Below are 18365 nucleotides of genomic sequence, written 5' to 3'. Positions count from 1 at the left end.
GGCGGAACGGGGCAGCGCCGGGCAGCTGCTGAAGTGGAAATGGACACAGCTTAAACTAGCCGGCTGAGTGTCTTGACTGATGGGTCCACTTTAGTCTTCGGTCGAATCGTCCACGCCGACAGAAGCCGTCAACTGCGCATGGCCGCCATCGTTCTTCACCTGCAGCCGCGAGTTCGACAGTACGCCGAGCCCCGACTCGAACACCTGTCCGGCCACTTGCAGGGTCTGGCCATACGGCGTCGTATCCGCCTGCGCGCCGCCCCAGCCCGCATACTGGGGACGCGAACCGCCGGAGCGGGTGCTCGACCATGGGTCGATCATGCGGTGGACGGTCGGATCGAGTTGCGGTTGACGGGCGCCGTCGACGGCGACGTTGATCGAGCCGGGGATTTCCGACAGATAGACGCCGTTTTCCAGTTGCCGCTTGCCGGTCGCCTCGAACACGAGCGTCTCGTGCGGCGCCAGCGTGAAGGCCTTCTCGCCGGTGAAGGTCGTGCTCTCCTTCGACCACAGGTCGCGCAGCAGGACCGGTGCGCTGCCCGAGAGTTTCAGGTGACTTGCCAGCAGGGTCACCGGCGCCGGCGCGGCGCCGCGGTTGAACAGCGCCACCGCCTTGCGCTCACCAGTGCCCAGCGTCTTGACGATGATCTGCGCATCGTCGGAGTCATAGGCGATTACGCCCTGGTGGCCCGCCTTGTCCTGGTTCAAGGCGACCACGTCCGCGTTGCCCAGCACCTCGAGGAAGGATGCGGGGCCGTTGCGCAGGTCATAGCTGACCAGCAGCGGCGCATTGATCATCGCCCACAAGGAGAAATGCGAACGCACTTCGACCGGGTTGGCGGCATCGAATGCGCCGTGGCCGATGTGCAGGATGTCGGGATCGTTCCAGTGGCCGGGGCCGGCGTACAGCGCGCGTTTCGCCGCGCTGTCGAAGTTGTGCAGCATGCTGGTCCAGCTGGGCGTGATGTCGGCGCTGGTGCGCCACAGGTTGCCGACATCCTTGCCCCAGGTGCGCACGTTCGCCATGCCCCAGGCGCAGATCGACAGCACATAATCGTTGTTCGGCCGCGCCTCCTTGAGGGCGGCTGCGACGTCTTCGTAGCGGGCGCGCACCGCCTTGACGTCGGTGCGGTTGATCGAGCCGCGTTCGATCAGGGGCGGCGCCGCGCGGTAGTCCTGTTTCTTTACCAGGTCCGAACCCGGCAAGAAGTCGGCCAGCCCGCAGGCGTCGATCTTGATGTAGTCGAAGCCCCATTCCTTGAAATACAGGTTGATGTCCTGCGTGACGTGGCCTTCCAGTCCCACCTCGCGCTCGGCGGTCGTGCCCTGCGGCAGGTTGGGCGAATGCAGGTCATAGGCTTGCGAACAGGCATTGCGGCCGATGTCGGTGTAGATGCCGGCCTTCAGTCCCATCGCATGCAGCTTGTCGGTGAATGGCTTGAAGCTGGTGCCGGCAGGTCCACCGGTGGCTGCCGAGGGAAAGATATTGGTGCGGATCTGCAGCCGGCCATCGCCGGTGCGGCGCTTCAGCCACCAGCCGTCATCGATGTTGACGTGCTGGTAGCCGAGCCTGGCGAGGCCGCTGTCGACCAGCGTTTGCGCGGCGCCGAGCACCTTGCCTTCGTCGACTTCGGTGCGAAACGCGTTCCAGCTGCTCCAGCCCATCGGCGGCGTGCTGGCGCTGCCGCTGGTGGCGCCTTCCCAGCGGCCCGCCGGGGCCAATGGATCGCCGGGGGAGCTGGCATGCGCCGGCGTGAACAACAAGGTGAGCGTGGCAGCCAGGCTTCCACAAACGATTTTCCATGCCATGGGTTGGCCTGCTCTGGTCCAGCGTTTTTGCATGCACATCTCCTGCTCGTGTCGAAGGCGGGGCAGGGCACATCCTGCCCCGTGCCGCATCAGAATTTCAGGCTCGCGCCCAGGGTGATGGAGCGGCCGTAGCGGTAATAGCCGTTGGGCAGGCTGACGATGCCGTTGGTCAGCTTGGGCGCCTGTTCCGCATCGGTGAGGTTGTTGCCTTCGATGCTGATGCGTAGCGACTTGTTCACCTCGTAGGCGATCTGGGCGGTCACCCACGTCATCGAGTTGGCCATCTCGTTGAAGCCGGAACCGATCACATTGGTGGCGGTGACGAAGGAATCGGTGTAGTCGGCCGTGGTGCTCATGCTCCACGGGCCGCGCTCGTACAGGATGCCGAACGAGGCGGTGGCCGGTGCGATGCCTTCGAGCGGGCGCTCTTCGCCGCCTACCCAGCTCTTCGACAGGTTGCGCGTGTATTGCGCACGCACGCCGAAGCCGTTGTCGAACAGGTGCTGCAGGCCGATCTCCATGCCGCGCGCCTTGGCGCTGTCGCCGTTGATGGGGCGCTGCACGTTGAACAGGCGCCCGCCGGGCGCGCCGATGTCCTGGCCCGTCAGCCAGAGGTTGGTGATCTGGTTCTTGATGTTCTTCTGGTAGACGGCGAAGGTCAGCGCGGAGCTTTTGGCGTAATACCATTCCAGCGACACGTCGGCCTGGCGCGCCGTGTACGGCTTCAGGTCGGCATTGCCGCCGTAGATCTGCGTGAAGTCGCCCCACGAGATGCTGGCGGTGGTGCTGGACGGCGCCAGCTTGTCGACCGAAGGACGCGCCATCGTCTTGGCGGCGCCGAGGCGCAGCTGCAGATTGTCGGTGAGCGAATAGGTGAAGTTACCCGACGGCAGGGCGAAGGTGTAGCTGGCGTCCTGGCGCACGACCGACGGATCGGCGTAGACGGCGGTGAAGTTGAACGCGCCGTTCTGGATGATGTCGTTGATCTTCGCGTCCCAGGCCTGGGCGCCGGTCCTGGTGCGCACGAGGCGCACGCCGACGTCCGCGAACCAGCGTTCGCCGGACATGTCCGCCTGCACGAAGGCGGTCGAGGTCTTTTCTTCCACGCGATAGCTTTCCAGCGGGTTGAAGGCGGGCGCCGACAGGGTCGAGCTGTAGACGCCGCCGCCCGGGCGGGGCTGGCCGTCGAGGCCGGCCAGCGCCTGCGCGTAGCTGTTGACGTCGAAACCGAGGAAGCTGCGCGGGAAGTTGCCGCTCACGCCAGACAGGAAGCCGCCCGGGCTCAAGGTCTGGTTGATGACGTTGCCGCCGAGGGACCCCACGTTGACCGCGTTCTCGCCGGAGTAGTGATCCTGGCCCGCATTGAAGGCGTTGTTGATCATGTCGCGCGACTTCTTGCGGTTGGTCTGGCTCAGGCCGAACTTCAGGTTGTCGATGTTAAAGCGGGCCACCTTCCAGTCGGCGTCCAGCGTCGCGCCGCCGATGCGGTCGTCGATATTGTCGCCCGTGCGGCTGTAGAAGTGGGTGTTGAAATCGCTGGCGCTGAACAGGCCCTGGGCCAGGCCGGTCTGCAGGTCGCGGCCATCGGCCAGCGTGGTCGTCACGTCGGGCACGGCGGCGCCGGTGAGCCGGATGCGCGTGGTATTGGGCTGGTTCATGCGCAGCACGACATAGCTGTCGTTGCCGCCGGAGTCGCGCTTCGACGTCGACAGGTAGACGTCGCCGGCCACCTTCAAGGCCGGCGACACCTTCCATTCCGCCCTGGTGCCGACCATCGCGGTGTCGACCACCCGGTATTCGGTCTTGTTCAGGACCTCCGGGTTGAGGCGCAGCTCGGGGTCGGTGCTGTCCAGGGTCAGGTCGGTCACCACGCCGTTGGAGACCTTCATGTCGGACCAGCGGCCCGGCGCGAACAAAGGGTAGTACGACAGCTGGTAGCCGACCTGCGGCGAGTCGAGCCGGGTCTTGAAGCCGTCAAAGACGACTTTCACGTCATTGGTGGGCCGCCACTCCACCTTGCCCGACAGCGCCAGGCGTTCTTTCTTCTCCATGATGGAGCCGAAGCGGAACTGGCCCGGCCCGATCAGGCCCTCTTCGTCGGGGTCGAGCATGCCGTTGCCGTTGGGGTCGATGGCGCCGCCCCAGGCGTTGCCTCCCTCCCAGAACTGGCTCGGGTCGCTCGGGATGGCGTTGCGCGTCCAGCCGCCGTCGTTGCCGGCCGTGTCGGTGCGCACGTCGCGCTTGGCATACACGAGGCCGAGCAGCACGCCGACCTTGTTGTCGAAGGTGTTGCTGTAGGTGCCCGACAGCTTCTTGCCGTTCAGGCTGCTCATATCGTTGTGGTCGCCTTCCAGGCGCAGCAGGCCGCGCTGGCCCTTCTGGTCGAATGGGCTGGCCGAGCGCAGGTTGACGAGGCCGCCGATGGCGCCTTCGATCAGCTGCGCCTGGGTCGACTTGACGACGTCGGCGCCGCTGATGACGTCGGCCGGCAGCACGTCGTAGGCGAAGTAGCGGCCCGCGCTGTCGGTGCCCAGCAGGCGGCCGTTGAAGGTGGTGATCGTGTAGTCGGGGCCGAGGCCGCGGATGCTGACCTTCTGGCCTTCGCCGCCGGCGGTGCGCGAGATCGAGACGCCGGTGATGTGGCTGAGCGAGTCGGCCACGTTGTTGTCGGGGAAGCGTCCGAGCTCGGTCGCGCTGATGCTGTCCTGCACGACAGCCGAGTTGCGCTTGAGCGCCAGCGACTGTTGCAGGCTGGCGCGGGTGCCGGTCACGACGACCTGCTCGACCTTGTCGGCGTCGAGCGGGGCGGCATCCGACTGGGCGCGGGCAGGCGCCGCGAGGGTGGCCAGGGCGAGCAGGCAGGCAGAAGTGAGCGGATTCAGCGCAAAGCGGGCATGGCTGTCGGCGTGAGAACGGCATTGCAGATGAGAACTCATTAAACGCTTCCTTTTTTATAGGTTTGTTGGAGCAGCACGGGCGATGCCGGGCACACGGGAAGGCTGTCCGGTTGCGGTCACTACCTGTCTCGGCCGGCAGGCGGACGAGTTGTCGCGGGTTGATTCGTTCTTTCGTTTGGTTTCGTATGGATTTCGCTTTGCTATACGGGTTTCGCTTCCGGAGGTATCGAAAGCGCACCGTGGTGCGCAATCCGTATAACGTTATTTAGTCTATAGCGAAATCCTGAGCGTGACAAAGCATCTTTCGATCTTTTTCGAATCACTTGTTGTATCTGTGTTAAATCGGGATTTAGCTTTCGATTCGAAAGCGGGCGGTCCGGGGGGCGGCCGCGGGTGCGCGGGTCAGCGCTTGCGCAGCATTCCCGCCAGCGCCTGCGCTTCCAGCGGTCGCGCGCACAGGTAGCCCTGGTAGGCCTGGCATCCGTTCGCGAACAGGAAGTCGCGCTGGTCCTCGGTTTCCACGCCTTCGGCCAGCACCTTCAGGCCAAGGCTGGCCCCCAGGGCGATGATGGTGCGCGCGATCACCGCGTCGTTCGGATTCGTGGTCAGGTCGAGCACGAAGGAACGGTCGATCTTGAGCATGTCGAGCGGCAGCCGCTTGAGGTAGGCCAGCGACGAATAGCCGGTGCCGAAATCGTCGATCGCAAAGGTCAGGCCGTGGGCCTTGAGGGCATTGATCTTGCTGATCGCGTCTTCGATGTCGTCCAGCAGCGAGCCTTCGGTGATCTCGAGCTTGAGCTTGCGCGGATCGGCGCCGCTCGGGCCGAGGCAGCCGAGCACCTGGGCCACGAAGGCCGGATGGTGCAGCTGGCGCGCGCTGACGTTGACGGAGATTTCCAGGTGCGCGGTTTCCTCCTGTCCGGCCCAGTCGGACAATTGGCGGCAGGCGCGTTCGAGCACCCAATGGCCGAGTGGGAGGGCCAGCCCGGTCTCTTCGGCGAGCGGGATGAATTCGACCGGCGAGACCGTGCCCCGCTTGGGGTGACGCCAGCGCACCAGGGCTTCGACGCCGACGATGCGGCCGTCGCGCTCGACCTGCGGCTGGTAGTGCAGGAAGAACGCATGGTCGCGCAATCCCGCGCGCAGGTCGTTTTCGAGCGTCAGGCGCGCCGCGGCGGCGGCTTGGAGGGAAGGATCGAAGAAGCGGACGGTGCCGCGTCCGGCCGCCTTGGCCCGGTACATCGCCAGGTCGGCGCGCCTGAGCAGGTCGCCGGCATCGACGGCGTCGTCGGAAAAAACGGTGATGCCGATGCTGGCGCCGAGCTGCAGCCAATAGCCGTCCAGCTGGACCGGCTGGTTCAGCAGGTAGTTGATGCGTTCGCCTTCATGCTTCGCCTGGGCGCACGCCTGCTCCTTGTCGGCAGGCAGATTTTCCAGCAGCACGCCGAACTCGTCGCCGCCGAAGCGGGCGGCGACGACGTCGCTGGGAAGGCCGGCGACCAGCCGTATCGCCAGCTGCTGCAGCAAGCGGTCGCCGACGGCGTGGCCGAGCGTCTCGTTGAGCGTCTTGAAATTGTCGAGATCGATCAACAGCAGCGCCCTGCGCCGCGCATCGCCGCCTGTGTCGCTGCGCGCGGCGGCCAGGGCAGCCTCCAGGCGCTCGGTCAGGAATGCGCGGTTCGGTAGTTGGGTAAGCGTATCGTGGAAGGCAAGGTAGCGGATGTGGAGGTCGGACGCATGCCGTTCGGATACGTCGATCACGGCGCCCACCACGCGCAAGGCCGTGCCGTCGCCGTCGCGCAGGATCTGCGCCCGGTCGTGCACGTGGGCCACGCTGCCGTCCTTGCGGATGAAGCGGTAGTCGTCGCTCCAGTGGAGGTCGCTGCCGCCATGGAGCGCATGGTCGAAGCGCGCGATCACGCGCTGGCGGTCGTCAGGATGGATGCGGTCCATCCACAGGGAGAGCGAAGCCTGGAATTCATCCGGCGCGTAGCCGAACAGCTCATGCAGGCTGGCGCCGAACCACAGGGTATCGGTGCGCACGTCGAGATCCCAGATCGCGTCGCTGGTGACGCGGGCGACAATGCGAAACCGTTCCTCGCTGCGGCGCAGCGCATCCTCGGTCAGTTTCTGGAGCGTGATGTCGCGCATATAGACTGCCAGCCCGGTATCGGACGGATAGGCGCGCACTTCGCAATGCAGCTGGAGCGTGGCGTGGAAGTCGTCGAAGGCGACCGTGCAGCGCTCGCGCATGGCGCGCCGCAGTTCTTCCCGTGCCGGCGGCGCGCCCAGCTCGGGAAACTCATCCCACAATACCTTGCCCAGCAACCCGGCGCGCGGCCGCCCGAACAGTTGCTCGGCTTCGCTGTTGAGGTAGGTGAAGCGCCATTCGCGGTCGACCGTGTAGAAGATATCGGTGATGCTCTCGAGCGTGGCGCACAGGCGCCGCGCCAGGCGCACGTTGGCCTGCTCGGCCGTGTGCCGTTCGGTCACGTCCTGCACCGAGCCGTAGTAGGCCGGTTCGCCGTCTCTCCCGTGCATCAGGTCGCCGCGCGCATGCACATGGCGCACCGCGCCGTCCGGCCATACCACGCGGTGTTCCAGGTCGAGCGGCGTGCCGTGTTCCAGAGCGTGCGCGACCTCGACCTCGACGGTCTGCTGGTCGTCGGGATGCACGCGCGCGAACAGTGTCGCGAAGTCGGGATCGGGCGCGCCGGCGCAGATGCCGAACAGGGTGCGCAGTTCATCCGAGACATACAGGCGGCGGTCCCGCACGCGCATCTCCCACAGGCCGACCTGGGCCACGCGCTGGAGAAAGTCGAACCGGTCTCCCAGCGTCGAACGTGGTGCCAGGGCGGGTCTGGTTGTCGGAGGAGGCATGGCGCAGCAGTCCGGGGCGTTGCGAACGCGACTGCGGGAAGCCTGGCGATATCGAGGGCAAGATCGGGCGCGGCGTCGAAGGCGGCGCGTGCGCGTGCGGCAGTCGAAAAGACACCTCCTTGTATCATCCCCGGCCATGCCGTGCAAGCGACGCTTCGATTTCCGGGCGCCGGAACGGCGAGGCCCCGCGCGCACGGTCGCCAGTGCCGCTTGTTGTAAGATTTGCATGTACATTTGTACGAATCTTCATTGCTGGGTTACAATACGCTTTTCTGCCGCCAGTCATGGCCAGGCATTCATCAATGTTTCCCCCCAATCGATGCGGCGCCGGGCGCGCGTGCAGGCATGGGGCGCGTTGAGCAGCGTTCGAGATCGCTGTCTTGTCCGGATCGACCCCATGCGCCAGGCAGGGCGCCCTGTGCGGCGTCGTCGCCGTGAAAGGCGACCCTGGTCCTGTATTCTCTGAACGATGACGTCATCGGCCTGGCCGTGGCGCTCATCGGGGGCAATCGCAGGCCGCTTCGACCTCGGGAACTTACGTCGCGCGTCATATGTCGCCGATATCAAGCTCTGCTGCGCCGTCAATAGGCCGTAGGCCCGGGATTCCTCGTCCATTGCGCCACCGCCGGCCCGACGCCGGCCGTTGGGCGCCGATCATCACTCAGGAAACCTACGTGAATTTGCACTACACCATTACCCCGCAAGACCTCGATTCGCCAATGGCGGCATTTGCCGCGCGCATGAAAACGAAGACGGCGACCGGCCTGTGCGCCGCCCTGGCCGGCATCGCGGTCCTCGCGTCCGGCCATGCGCATGCCCAGGAGGGCGCCACGGAAATCGCGAGCGCGCAGGAAACGACGAAGTCGCCGCTGACGATCGGCGGCGCGATCCGCTTCAATTACGGCCACAAGAGCTGGGACGACGAGCGCCGCAGCGGTTTTGTCGGCCTCGACACGGCGCGCCTGGACGTCAACTACGATGACGGCCGGATGATCGGCTCGGCCCAGTACCGCTACAACCGCTACCCCAAGGGGCAGGGCGACTACTGGCAGCATTTCCTGCGCCATGCCTGGGGCGGCGTGCGCTTCGACGACAAGAGCGAACTGCACGTCGGCCTGGACAGCAATCCCTTCGGCCTCCTGCCGTTCGCCTCGAACAACTTCTACGAGTCGATCGCCTTCTACGCCGGCTTCGAAGACAAGTACGACCTCGGCGTGAAATACATCAGCCGTCCCGGTCCGGTCGAATGGCAGCTGGCCTTCTTCCCGCGCGATGGCGGTTCCTACGGCGGCGGCAGCAATACGGCCGGCGCCTCGAACCGGTATTCCTACAATATCGTCAAGGATGACGACGAGCAAGGCTACGGCACCGGCCAGACCGACAGCGAGCGCAACACCCTGGTCGGACGCGTGGTATGGAACCTGGGGCCGGAGGGCCGCCACGAGTTCGGCTTTTCCGGCCTGACCGGCGAGATCGACAACGGCCGCGGAACTGACACCCGCCGGTACGCCGGGGCGGTCCACTATCGCGGCAACTATGGCCGCGTCAACGTGATGCTGCAATCGATGCGCTACCGCTACCGCACCGCGCACGGCCCCGAACAGACGTATGGCGGACTGGACCCGAACAGCTTCGTCCTGGTCGGCGGCTTCGGTTATCCATTCCCCGTCGCCTCCGCGGGCGACATCCATATCGCCAACGTCAGCTACGACATCCCCGGCAGGATCGGCCCGTTCAGCCAGTTCAAGGTCTACAACGACTACAGCGTGCTGAAAAAGCGCAGTGGCGCCTACCGCGACTCGGTGCAGAACGTGACCGGGATGAGCTTCGCGGCAGGGAAGTGGTCGTTCTATGCCGACCTGATGATCGGCAAGCACCACCCTTACATCTCGCCCGATCTCGGCGGCCTGGCCGCGACCTCGTCCGAGCATCAGGGCTTCACGCGCCGAATCAACCTGCAGGCTGGCTATTATTTCTAACGCCATCGGCTGAGGGTGACCCACGGCGCGACCCGCGCGGCATCCAGTCGTTGTGAGCATTAATGCAAATGAGTATAATTCTCATTTGCATCTACTGAACTCACACTGACTGGACCCGCTCATGACCAAGCTGCGCCGCTCGCCTTCCATCCTGACCACCCGCCAACCGACCCTGTCGCTGCTGTCCAGGCGCGCCTGGGGCGCCGCGTTCGCGGCGGCGCCCGTCGCCCTGCTGGCCGGCGCCGTGCACGCCCAGGACAGCGGGGCGCCGCAGATCGAGCAGGTGCTGGTGACCGGCGCCCGCACGCTCGACGAGGCGCCGTACATGAACGGCGGGGTGGCGCGTCGCGGCGGCCTCGGCGTGCTGGGCGCGGGCGACATCATGGACACGCCGTTCAGCACCACCAACTACACCTCGCAGCTGCTGGAAGACCAGCAGGCGCGCACGCTGGCCGACGCGGTCGTCAACGAAGCCTCGGTGCGCGTGCAGACCTCGACCTCGGGCTTCAGCGAAGACTTCCAGATCCGCGGTTTCAGCGTGGCCAGCGGCGACGTCGGCGTGAACGGCCTGTACGGGCTCAGTTCCGGCAACCGCATGCCGGCCGCGATGATGGAACGCGTCGAAGTGCTGAAAGGCCCGGGCACGCTCATGTATGGCATCAGCCCTGGCGGCAGCATCGGCGGCAACATCAATATCGTCACCAAGCGCGCGGGCGACGCGCCGCTGACCCGCGTCACCGGCACTTTCGAGAGCAAGTCGATCTTCGGCGCCCACGTGGACGTCGGCCGCCGCTTCGGCGACGCCGGCGAATGGGGCGTGCGCTTCAATGGCGTCTACCGCAAGGGCGACAACACGCTCGACGCCAGCCAGACCGAATTCGGCCTGGCCGCGCTGGCGCTCGACTACCGTTCCTCGACGCTGCGCTGGGTGGTCGACGCCTATGCCCAGCGCGAGGACACCGACGGCTTTCGCGGCCAGTCCAGCTTCCGGCCCAACGTGACGCGCATTCCGGCCGCGCCGTCGGGCCGGCGCGCGATGTATCCGGGCGTCGAACTCACGATGCGCGATTCGACCGTCTCGTCGCGGATCGAATACGACCTCGCCCCGAACCTGATGCTGTACGCCGCCGCCGGCTACCACTACGGCGCCAGCGAGCAGGACTTTCCATCCGCGCGCGGCCAGGATGCGATCGACATGGCGGGCAATCTGCGCATCAGCAACGCCTGGTACGATGCCGCCACCCGCAACAAGACCGCCGAGGTGGGCGCCCGCGCCACCGTCGAAGGGCTGGGCGTGAAGCACCTGTTCACCGTCTCGGCCTCGCGCCTGGAGCAGGAAACCGGCAGCTTCTACTTGTCGGCGCCGGCCGCCACGGCGGTGAATTCGAACATCTATCATCCGGTTGCGCTGCCGGTCATGCGCGGCGAACGCCAGTCGCCCACCAAGACCTCGGGCACCGAGCTGTCCAGCGTCGCGCTCACCGATACCTTGTCCTTCCTCGACGACCGCCTGCTCGTGACCGGCGGCGTGCGCAAGCAGAAGGTGGTCGCCAGGAACTTCACGCCGGCCGGCGTCGGCACCACCTCGTACGACGAGAGCGCGACCTCGTCGCTGGTCGGCATCGTCGTCAAGCCCATGGCCAACGTGTCGGTGTACGGCAACTTCACCTCGGGGCTGACCCGCGGCAGCACGGCGCCGCTCGGCACGGCGAACGTGGGCGAGGTGTTCGCTCCGTATAAATCGAAGCAGTACGAGGCCGGCGTGAAGCTCGAGCAGGGCAAGCTCCTGAGCGGCATCTCCGTGTTCCAGATCGATCGTCCGAACGCCGTCACCGATCCGGTCACCACGATCTACAGCATGGACGGCAACCAGCGTAACCGCGGCCTGGAACTGTCGGTCATGGGCGAGGTCGTGCGCAACCTGCGCCTGATGGCCAGCGCGACCTTCTATGACGCCGAACTGCAGAAAACCGCGGGCGGCGTAAACGAGGGCAACGACGCCAACGGCGTGCCGAAGCGCGCCCTCAGCGCCGGCCTCGACTGGGATCTGGACGGGGTGCCGGGCCTGAGCTTCAATGCCCGCGCCATCCATACCTCGGACATCCCGTTCAATGCCGCCAACACGCTGCACCTGCCGTCGTGGACCCGCTTCGATATCGGCGCGCGCTATCGCACCAGCGTGATGGGCAAGCCGGCCATCCTGCGCGCCAGCGTCGAGAACGTCGCCGACAAGGCGTACTGGCTGGCCAACGGCACCTTCGCCACCGCGGCCGCGGCGCGCACGGCGCTGGTGTCGGCGCAGTTCGATTTCTAGGCGCGTCAGCGGGTCAGCGCCGCTGGCGCTCCCCGCGGCGGCCGTCGTCGCTGAAATTGCGCTTGCGCAGCGCGGTGACGAAGGCGTCATTGATGGCGCCGAGCGAAGAAGGCTTGCGCACGAACTGCACCTTCAGGTCCTGCAGCCGTTCGGGCGACAGCATGTAGCCGCTGGTGAGCACCACCGGCAGCGCCGGATGGCGCTCGGCCAGCCAGCGCGCCAGCTCGATGCCGTCCATCTCTCCCGGCATCATCACGTCCGAGAACACCAGGTCGACCTCCGCCAGGTCGCAAGCGATCGCGGCAGCGGCGCCCGTGACCAGGCGCACTTCGACGCCCAGCGACTGCAGCAGCGCGCCGGTCGCGTCGGCCACGTCGGGGTCATCCTCGACGTACAGCACGCGCAGGCCGCTCAGGCCGTCGGCGCGCAGGGCGGATGGATCGATGCCGGGGGGCGCGGCCTGCTCCTCGCTGCGCGGCAGCAGGATGCCGATCGTGGTGCCGACCGGATCGCGCCGGATGAAGGCCAGGCCCTGGCTCTGGATGGCGAAGCCGTAGACCTGCGACAGTCCGAGCCCGGTGCCCTTGCCCATCGGCTTGGTGGTGAAGAAGGGCTCGAAGGCCTGGCGCGCCGTCTCCTCGCTCATGCCGTGGCCGTCGTCGCTGACGAGCAGGCCGACGAAGTCGCCGGCCAGGTGGCCGCCTTCCGGCAGCGCGGGGTCGGGCAGGGTCCAGTTGCGCGCCGCCAGCGTCAGCACGCCGCCGTCCGGCATGGCGTCGCGCGCATTGCCGGCGACGTTCAGCACTGCCGCGTCGAGTTGGGCCGGATCGACCACCACGCGCCACAGGCCGGGCGCGACGTCGCTGCGCAGCTCGATGCCAGGGCCCAGCGTGCGCAGGATCATGTCCGAGGTGGCGCGCAGCTGCGCGCGCAGGTCGACCGCGACGCTGGCCAGCGGCTGGCGGCGGGCATAGGCCAGCAGCTGCTGGGTCAGCGACGAGCCGTGGCCGGCGGCGCGCCGGATGCCGTCCAGCGCGCGCGTCACGCGCGCGTCGAGGCTGTTCGCCAGCAGCATGCGCAGCAGGGTTTCGCTGCCGGCCACCACCTGCAGGATGTTGTTGAAGTCATGGGCGATGCCGCCCGTGAGCTTGCCGAGCGATTCCAGCCGGCGCGCCTCGGCCAGCGCCTGTTCGACCCGGCGCCGCTCGAGCACCTCGCGCTCGAGCGAAGCGGTGCGCCGCGCCACCGTCGCCTCGAGTTCGCCGGCATGGCCGGCCAGCTGCGCCAGCTGGTCGCGCACGGCGAACTGCAGGCGCCGCGTGCGCAGCGCCGAACGCAGCGCCATCGCCAGCGCCAGGCGCGCGGTGGGACGGATGAGCAAGGTCACGTTGCCGAGTTCGCCGAGGCGCCGGAAGCGGCCGTCGTCGACCTCGCGGCTGTCGGCGTCGGCCAGCACCAGGATCGGCAGGTCGGACCACGCCGGCTGGCGGCGCAGCCGGTCCGCCAGGTCCTGCAGCGCGCAGCGCGCCAGGCCTTCTTCGGTGATGACGACGGCGAGCGCGCCGTCGCCCAGCGCGGCGTAGAATTCAAGAGCGTCGGCGCAGGTCCTGGCCGCCACGCCCTCGTGCTCGACGATCGCGCGCAGGGCGGCGGCGTCGCCCGCCAGCGGGGCGAACACCACGACCGCTTGTGTCGCCTCAGGCGCCAAGGGCCGCCACCCCGATGTCGTCGTCCTTGCTCTGCACCCGATCACCGATGCGGATGCCGTCGTCGGTCAGCTCGAGCTCGCGGATCTCGTGCACGTGCGGTCCCTGGCGCTTCTTGAGCACGCACAGCGCCTTGCACACCACGTGGTCGCGCTCGTAGTAGCGCAGCGAGATGATGTTGTCGGTGATGATGCTGACAGCGTCCGGCTCCTTCGAGGTGTCCAGCCGCTGCGAATGGGCGCCGACGACGATCGACGACACGCTCATATTGCTCAGGTAAGAGAACAGCTCGTTCATCTGCGGCAGCAGCGACTTCTCTTGCCGGATCACGTCCAGGTAGGAATTGATGCTGTCGATGATCACCAGCTTGACGTCGTGGTCTTCGACCAGGCGCCGCACGCTCCAGATGAATTCGCCGGGCGAGATGCGCGATGGATTGACGCGGCGCAGGAAGAAGCGGCGGTTGTCGTCCGGATCCGCGGCATCGCCGGCGCCGGCGTCGCCGGTGTCGAGGTCGCGCACCGGCCCTTCGCCCATGTCCGCGACCAGGCGCGAACGCAGCGTCGATTCGGATTCGTCGAAATTGAAGTAGGCGACCCGCAGGCCCGACCTGACCGCCGACCGCGCATACTGCAGCGCCAGCGTGGTCTTGCCCACGCCGGACGGCCCCAGCACCATCGTCGAGCTGCCGGTGACCAGCGGGCCGCCGGCCAGTTCGTCGAGGGTCGCGATGCCGCTCACGATGTCGTTGCGCTGCGGCGGCCGGTGATGTTCCTGCGCGATCAGGCTGGGAAAGACCAGGATCTCGCCGGGAAGGATCTTGTAGTCGTGCCAGCCGCTCTGGAAGCTGCCGCCCCGCATCTTGACGACGTGCAGGCGGCGGCGCGCGGCGCCGAAGCTGCGTTCGACGTATTCCAGCGAAATCACGCCATGCACGGCGCTTTGCAGCTCGTATTCGCGGCCATCCGAAGTGATGTCGTCGAGCAGCAGAACAGTCGCGCCGATGCGGCTGAGGCGCTCGCGCAGGGCGATGATCTGGCGCCGGTAGTGGGCGCTGTCGCGCGCCAGCAGCCGGATCTCGACCATCGAATCGATCACCACGCGCGCGGGACGCGCCTGCTCGACGCGGTCGGCGATGCGGTTGACCAGCTCGGCCAGCTCGCTGTCGGTCGGCAGCAGGATGCTCTGCGGCGCCGGCTGCGGCGGCAGCGGGATCATGTCGACGATCTCGACCCCGTCCAGGTTCCAGCCGTGGTTGGCCGCGGTGGCGCGCAGTTCGTCCTCCGCTTCGGACAGGCTCAAATACAGGCCGGCGTCGTCGCTGGCCACGCCCTCGATCAGGTAGCGCAGGCCGAGCGTGGTCTTGCCGGTGCCCGGCCGGCCTTCGATCAGGTGGATGCGGTTGCGCAGCAGGCCGCCGTGCAGCACTGCATCGAGTTCCGGGATTCCAGTGACAACGCGTTGCGGGCAATGGGTCATGTCGGTTTCGTTGATGGCTCAAAGGCCTGCCACGTCGCGGGCAGGACCGGGATTATGATGAAAATATGATAACAATCTTGACTGAACAGCGGCGCAAGATTGGAACTCCCTGGCGTTTATTGGCGTGAGGCAATGTTCTCTGATGATGGCGGGACTACCATCGGGTAGCGGCCGGGGCGCCGCGCCGGTCCCATCGAGGAGGTGACACTGCCATGGTTCATGACATGAAATCCGTCAGGGAAGTCGCGGCCGAACTGCGGCAAGTGTGGCGCGCGGCGTCCGGACTCCTGCTCAGCATCGAGCTGTGGCTGATGGTGCTGGTGGCTGCCAGCATGGTCGCCGGGTTCTGGCTGGCCTTCATGGGCCAGCCTTGCTGCCTGCTGGCTTTCGGCGTCGCGCTCGGCTACCCGGCGCTGCGCATCGTGCTGCACCTCAAGGGGCGTCTCGCCTGGCCGTTCTTCTGAGGCTCTCGGCGGGCGTCCGGCTGGATTGCCAGGTCTGCTATGCTGCCCGCTTGCCGCTCAATCGCCGCTCAATCGCCGCTCATGGAGAACACATCGATGACGTTTGACCCTTGCGCCAAGCCGCGCAGCGCCTGTTCGATCCGGCTCGCCACGGCCGTCGCGCTGGCCCTCGGGACGGTGGGCGGCAGCGCCGCCCAATCCGTCCGCGACCCCGCCTATGACGCCTTTGCGTTGATCCCCGAGGCGCCGGGTTCCGCCTGGATCGACGCGACCCTGCCCAAGGTCCCGGTCGCGCCGGCCCTGCACGCGACCGACTCCGTGTTCATCGACGTCGACCACGACGGTGACCTGGATGTCGTGGTCTCGGTGGAACACGGCGTCAACCGTCTGTACCGCAACGACGGCGGCGGCAAGCTGACCTACGTCCCGGACGCATTCGGCGCCCGCATGCACGACAGCGAACACGTGCGCGCCGCCGATGTCGACCGCGACGGCCATATGGACGTGGTGTTCGTGGCCGAGGCCGACGAAGTTCACCAGCTCTACCTGGGCGACGGCAAGGGCGGCTTCGTCGACGCCAGCGCGCGCCTGCCGGCCCACAGCCAGGGCAATGCTCTGGCGCTCGGCGACGTCGATGGCGACGGCCTGCCCGACATCTTCATCGGCAGCACCGGCGAGGCGGGCGGCGGCAAGGAGGTGGCGGCGAAGAACCTGCTGTTCCTCGGTGACCCCAAGCGGCCCGGCTACTTCGTCGATGCCTCCGCCACCCACCTGCCGCAGGGGAACGACCAGACCGAGGGCGCGGCGCTGGCCGACATGGATGGCGACGGTGACCTCGACCTGCTGCTGGCCAGTCCCAGCCAGCCGAACCGGCTCCTGATCAACGACGGCAAGGGCCGGTTCAAGGACGAGTCGCACCGGCTCGAGCTGAAGGCGCCGATGGAAACGCGCGAAGTGCAGGTGCTGGACGCGAACGGCGACGGCAAGCTCGACATCGTGTTCTTCAACATCACCAGCAACAACGCCGGCTGGGACAAGGATCCGCAAACCCGCTTGCTGGTCAACGACGGCAAGGGACGCTACCGCGACGAGACTGCAAAGCGCCTGCCGGCCCACACCTTCTCGAGCTGGGCCGGCACGGTGGTCGATTTCAACGGCGACGGCGCGCCGGACCTGCTGGTGGGCGCGATCCAGGTGCCGGGCTTCGTGCCGCTGCAGCCGCGCGCCTGGCAGAACGACGGCAAGGGCCATTTCAAGGACGTGACCCTGGCGGTGCTGCCGGGCGTGACCGTCGGCCGCAGCTGGAGCATGGGCAAGGGCGACCTCGATGGCGACGGCAAGACCGACGTCTTCATCGGCGGCTGGGGCACCCAGGCGCGACTGCTGCTGAGCGACATCGAGAAGCACCGGGCGTCGCTGCCGCCGGTGCCGAAGCTCGAGAAGAAGGCGCGCTGAGGGTCAGCGCGCCGGCCTGAGGATGAATTCCGTGATTTCGGCCGGCACCCCGAGCCGGATCGGGAAGCCGTTCCACAGGCCGGTGCCGTTGCTGACGTACAGCTGCATGCCGCCAATGCGGTAGCTGCCCGAGACGTAGCCGCCATTCGCGCGTTTCACGACCTGGTCGACGCCCCGGATCATGCCGCCATGGGTATGGCCCGACAACTGCACGTCGATCCCCGCCCCGGCATTGGCATCGACGCCGATCGGCTGGTGGCTGAGCAGCACGACCGGCGCGTCCGGCGCGGCGCCTTCGAGCGCGCGGCGCGTGCTTGGTCCCTCCATGCCGAAGCGCGGCGCCACCCGGTCGGTGACGCCGGCGATCGTCAGGCGGCCGCCCTCGTGGTCGATCGTGGCGTGGCGGTTGACCAGCACGCGCATCCCCAGCCCTTCGAAGGTGCGCGTCCAGCGCTCGGCGCCGAAATAATATTCGTGGTTGCCGAGGCTGGCGATCACGCCGTGCCGGGCCGCCAGGTCGGCCAGCGGCCGCACGTCGCCCGCGCGCGCCTGCGGCGAACCGTCGATCAGGTCACCGGTGATGACGACCAGGTCGGGGCGCAGCGCATTGCTGCGCTCGACCACCTCGCGCACCCAGTCGCCGTGCATCAGGCGGCTGATGTGCAGGTCGGTCAGCTGCACCATCCGGAAGCCATCCAGGGCCGGGGGCAGGTCGCGGATCGCCAGCTCGACCCGGCGCACTTCGGGCGCCTGGATCGCCTGGCCCACGCCGACGGCCGACAGCAGCGTGCCGACCGTGACGACGGCATAGCGCAGGCGCTTTGTGACGCGCGCATCGATGGCGCGCCCGCGGCGCAGCGCCCAGGCGGCCAGCAGGGCCAGGTCAGCCAGCAACTGCAGCAGGAGCACCAGCAGGAAGCTGCAGTACAGCCAGCCCAGCAGGACGATGAAGACGCGCGGGATCTCGGGCGAGAACATCGTGCCGAACACCCATTTCTGGATCATGTGGTGCTGGCAGACCAGCAGCAGGGCCAGGCCCAGGCCGATCCGGGTGAAGCGGTGCAGGGGGAGGGGAACGATCAGGCGCAGTACGAGGTACAGATAGGCTAGATACACATAGGGGAAAAACACAGCGGCAACACTCTTGTCTCTGGTTAAGTTGTCGCGATCATATCGCACCCGGCGCCAGGAAACGGGGCTGCGCACGGTTTATCGGCGTTTACTAAACTTCGCTAAACTTCGCCCTTTCGGCGAAAGACTGTTGAGTGCAAGTTCTTTCCTTTGTATAAATTCGCTTGTTGTTACACGAAGACCTCTGCTATGCACGCGGCATCACTGTCGTTTAGTAAATCCCTGTGAACGCTATCATTCCCGCGTTCCGA

10 protein-coding genes are annotated in these 18365 nt (G+C 66.9%); 4 read left to right on the top strand and 6 right to left on the bottom strand.

Annotation, left to right across the window (positions count from 1 at the left end; all coding sequences use genetic code 11):
• Positions 1-90 precede the first annotated feature (90 nt).
• The 3 genes from ABIB42_RS23595 to ABIB42_RS23585 all read right to left on the bottom strand — a co-directional run bounded on the left by ABIB42_RS23595 (position 91) and on the right by ABIB42_RS23585 (position 7586).
• Positions 91-1809: an NPCBM/NEW2 domain-containing protein gene (locus ABIB42_RS23595; RefSeq protein WP_429249073.1), complete on the bottom strand. Its 1719-nt coding sequence runs from the start codon at positions 1807-1809 to the stop codon at positions 91-93.
• A gap of 89 nt (positions 1810-1898) precedes the next feature.
• A complete protein-coding gene (locus tag ABIB42_RS23590) occupies positions 1899-4745 on the bottom strand; it encodes a TonB-dependent receptor (RefSeq protein WP_429249072.1) in 2847 nt (948 codons plus the stop codon).
• Positions 4746-5108: 363 nt separating this feature from the next.
• The gene (locus ABIB42_RS23585; protein WP_429249071.1) at positions 5109-7586 is read right to left on the bottom strand and encodes a sensor domain-containing protein; all 2478 of its coding nucleotides are present in this window, start codon (positions 7584-7586) and stop codon (positions 5109-5111) included.
• A gap of 674 nt (positions 7587-8260) precedes the next feature.
• Here ABIB42_RS23585 and ABIB42_RS23580 point away from each other — a divergent pair.
• On the top strand, positions 8261-9565 hold the full coding sequence (locus ABIB42_RS23580; protein WP_429249070.1) for a hypothetical protein: 1305 nt from the start codon (positions 8261-8263) through the stop codon (positions 9563-9565).
• A 121-nt stretch (positions 9566-9686) separates the two neighbouring features.
• Positions 9687-11879, top strand: a complete 2193-nt coding sequence (locus ABIB42_RS23575; RefSeq protein WP_429249069.1) for a TonB-dependent receptor — start codon at positions 9687-9689, stop codon at positions 11877-11879.
• Between the two features lie 13 nt (positions 11880-11892).
• Here the strand turns inward: ABIB42_RS23575 and ABIB42_RS23570 are convergent, their stop codons facing one another.
• Together ABIB42_RS23570 and ABIB42_RS23565 are read right to left on the bottom strand one after the other, a co-directional pair.
• Positions 11893-13560, bottom strand: a complete 1668-nt coding sequence (locus ABIB42_RS23570) for a response regulator (protein ID WP_051205080.1) — start codon at positions 13558-13560, stop codon at positions 11893-11895.
• Between the two features lie 16 nt (positions 13561-13576).
• Complete coding sequence (locus tag ABIB42_RS23565) at positions 13577-15064, bottom strand: ATPase domain-containing protein (protein ID WP_429249068.1); 1488 nt, start codon at positions 15062-15064, stop codon at positions 13577-13579.
• Between the two features lie 224 nt (positions 15065-15288).
• On the opposite strand from ABIB42_RS23565, the gene ABIB42_RS23560 reads away from it, so the two are divergent.
• Together ABIB42_RS23560 and ABIB42_RS23555 are read left to right on the top strand one after the other, a co-directional pair.
• On the top strand, positions 15289-15528 hold the full coding sequence (locus ABIB42_RS23560; protein ID WP_429249067.1) for a hypothetical protein: 240 nt from the start codon (positions 15289-15291) through the stop codon (positions 15526-15528).
• A gap of 96 nt (positions 15529-15624) precedes the next feature.
• On the top strand, positions 15625-16983 hold the full coding sequence (locus ABIB42_RS23555; RefSeq protein WP_184238857.1) for an FG-GAP repeat domain-containing protein: 1359 nt from the start codon (positions 15625-15627) through the stop codon (positions 16981-16983).
• A 3-nt stretch (positions 16984-16986) separates the two neighbouring features.
• On the opposite strand, the gene ABIB42_RS23550 is transcribed toward ABIB42_RS23555, so the two are convergent.
• On the bottom strand, positions 16987-18114 hold the full coding sequence (locus ABIB42_RS23550; RefSeq protein ID WP_429249066.1) for a metallophosphoesterase: 1128 nt from the start codon (positions 18112-18114) through the stop codon (positions 16987-16989).
• Positions 18115-18365 lie beyond the last annotated feature (251 nt).

This window comes from Massilia sp. UYP32, from assembly GCF_050434365.1.
Lineage (GTDB): Bacteria > Pseudomonadota > Gammaproteobacteria > Burkholderiales > Burkholderiaceae_D > Telluria > Telluria timonae.
Note: the sequence above shows the minus strand (reverse complement) of the source record. Positions and strands in the feature narration are given on the sequence as shown.

Bases quoted from the DNA above. Each gene is read 5' to 3' on its own strand.
- ABIB42_RS23595 (WP_429249073.1), bottom strand. From the start codon at position 1,809: ATGGCATGGAAAATCGTTTGTGGAAGCCTGGCTGCCACGCTCACCTTG.
- ABIB42_RS23590 (WP_429249072.1), bottom strand. From the start codon at position 4,745: ATGAGTTCTCATCTGCAATGCCGTTCTCACGCCGACAGCCATGCCCGC.
- ABIB42_RS23585 (WP_429249071.1), bottom strand. From the start codon at position 7,586: ATGCCTCCTCCGACAACCAGACCCGCCCTGGCACCACGTTCGACGCTG.
- ABIB42_RS23575 (WP_429249069.1), top strand. From the start codon at position 9,687: ATGACCAAGCTGCGCCGCTCGCCTTCCATCCTGACCACCCGCCAACCG.
- ABIB42_RS23565 (WP_429249068.1), bottom strand. From the start codon at position 15,064: ATGACCCATTGCCCGCAACGCGTTGTCACTGGAATCCCGGAACTCGAT.
- ABIB42_RS23560 (WP_429249067.1), top strand. From the start codon at position 15,289: ATGAAATCCGTCAGGGAAGTCGCGGCCGAACTGCGGCAAGTGTGGCGC.
- ABIB42_RS23555 (WP_184238857.1), top strand. From the start codon at position 15,625: ATGACGTTTGACCCTTGCGCCAAGCCGCGCAGCGCCTGTTCGATCCGG.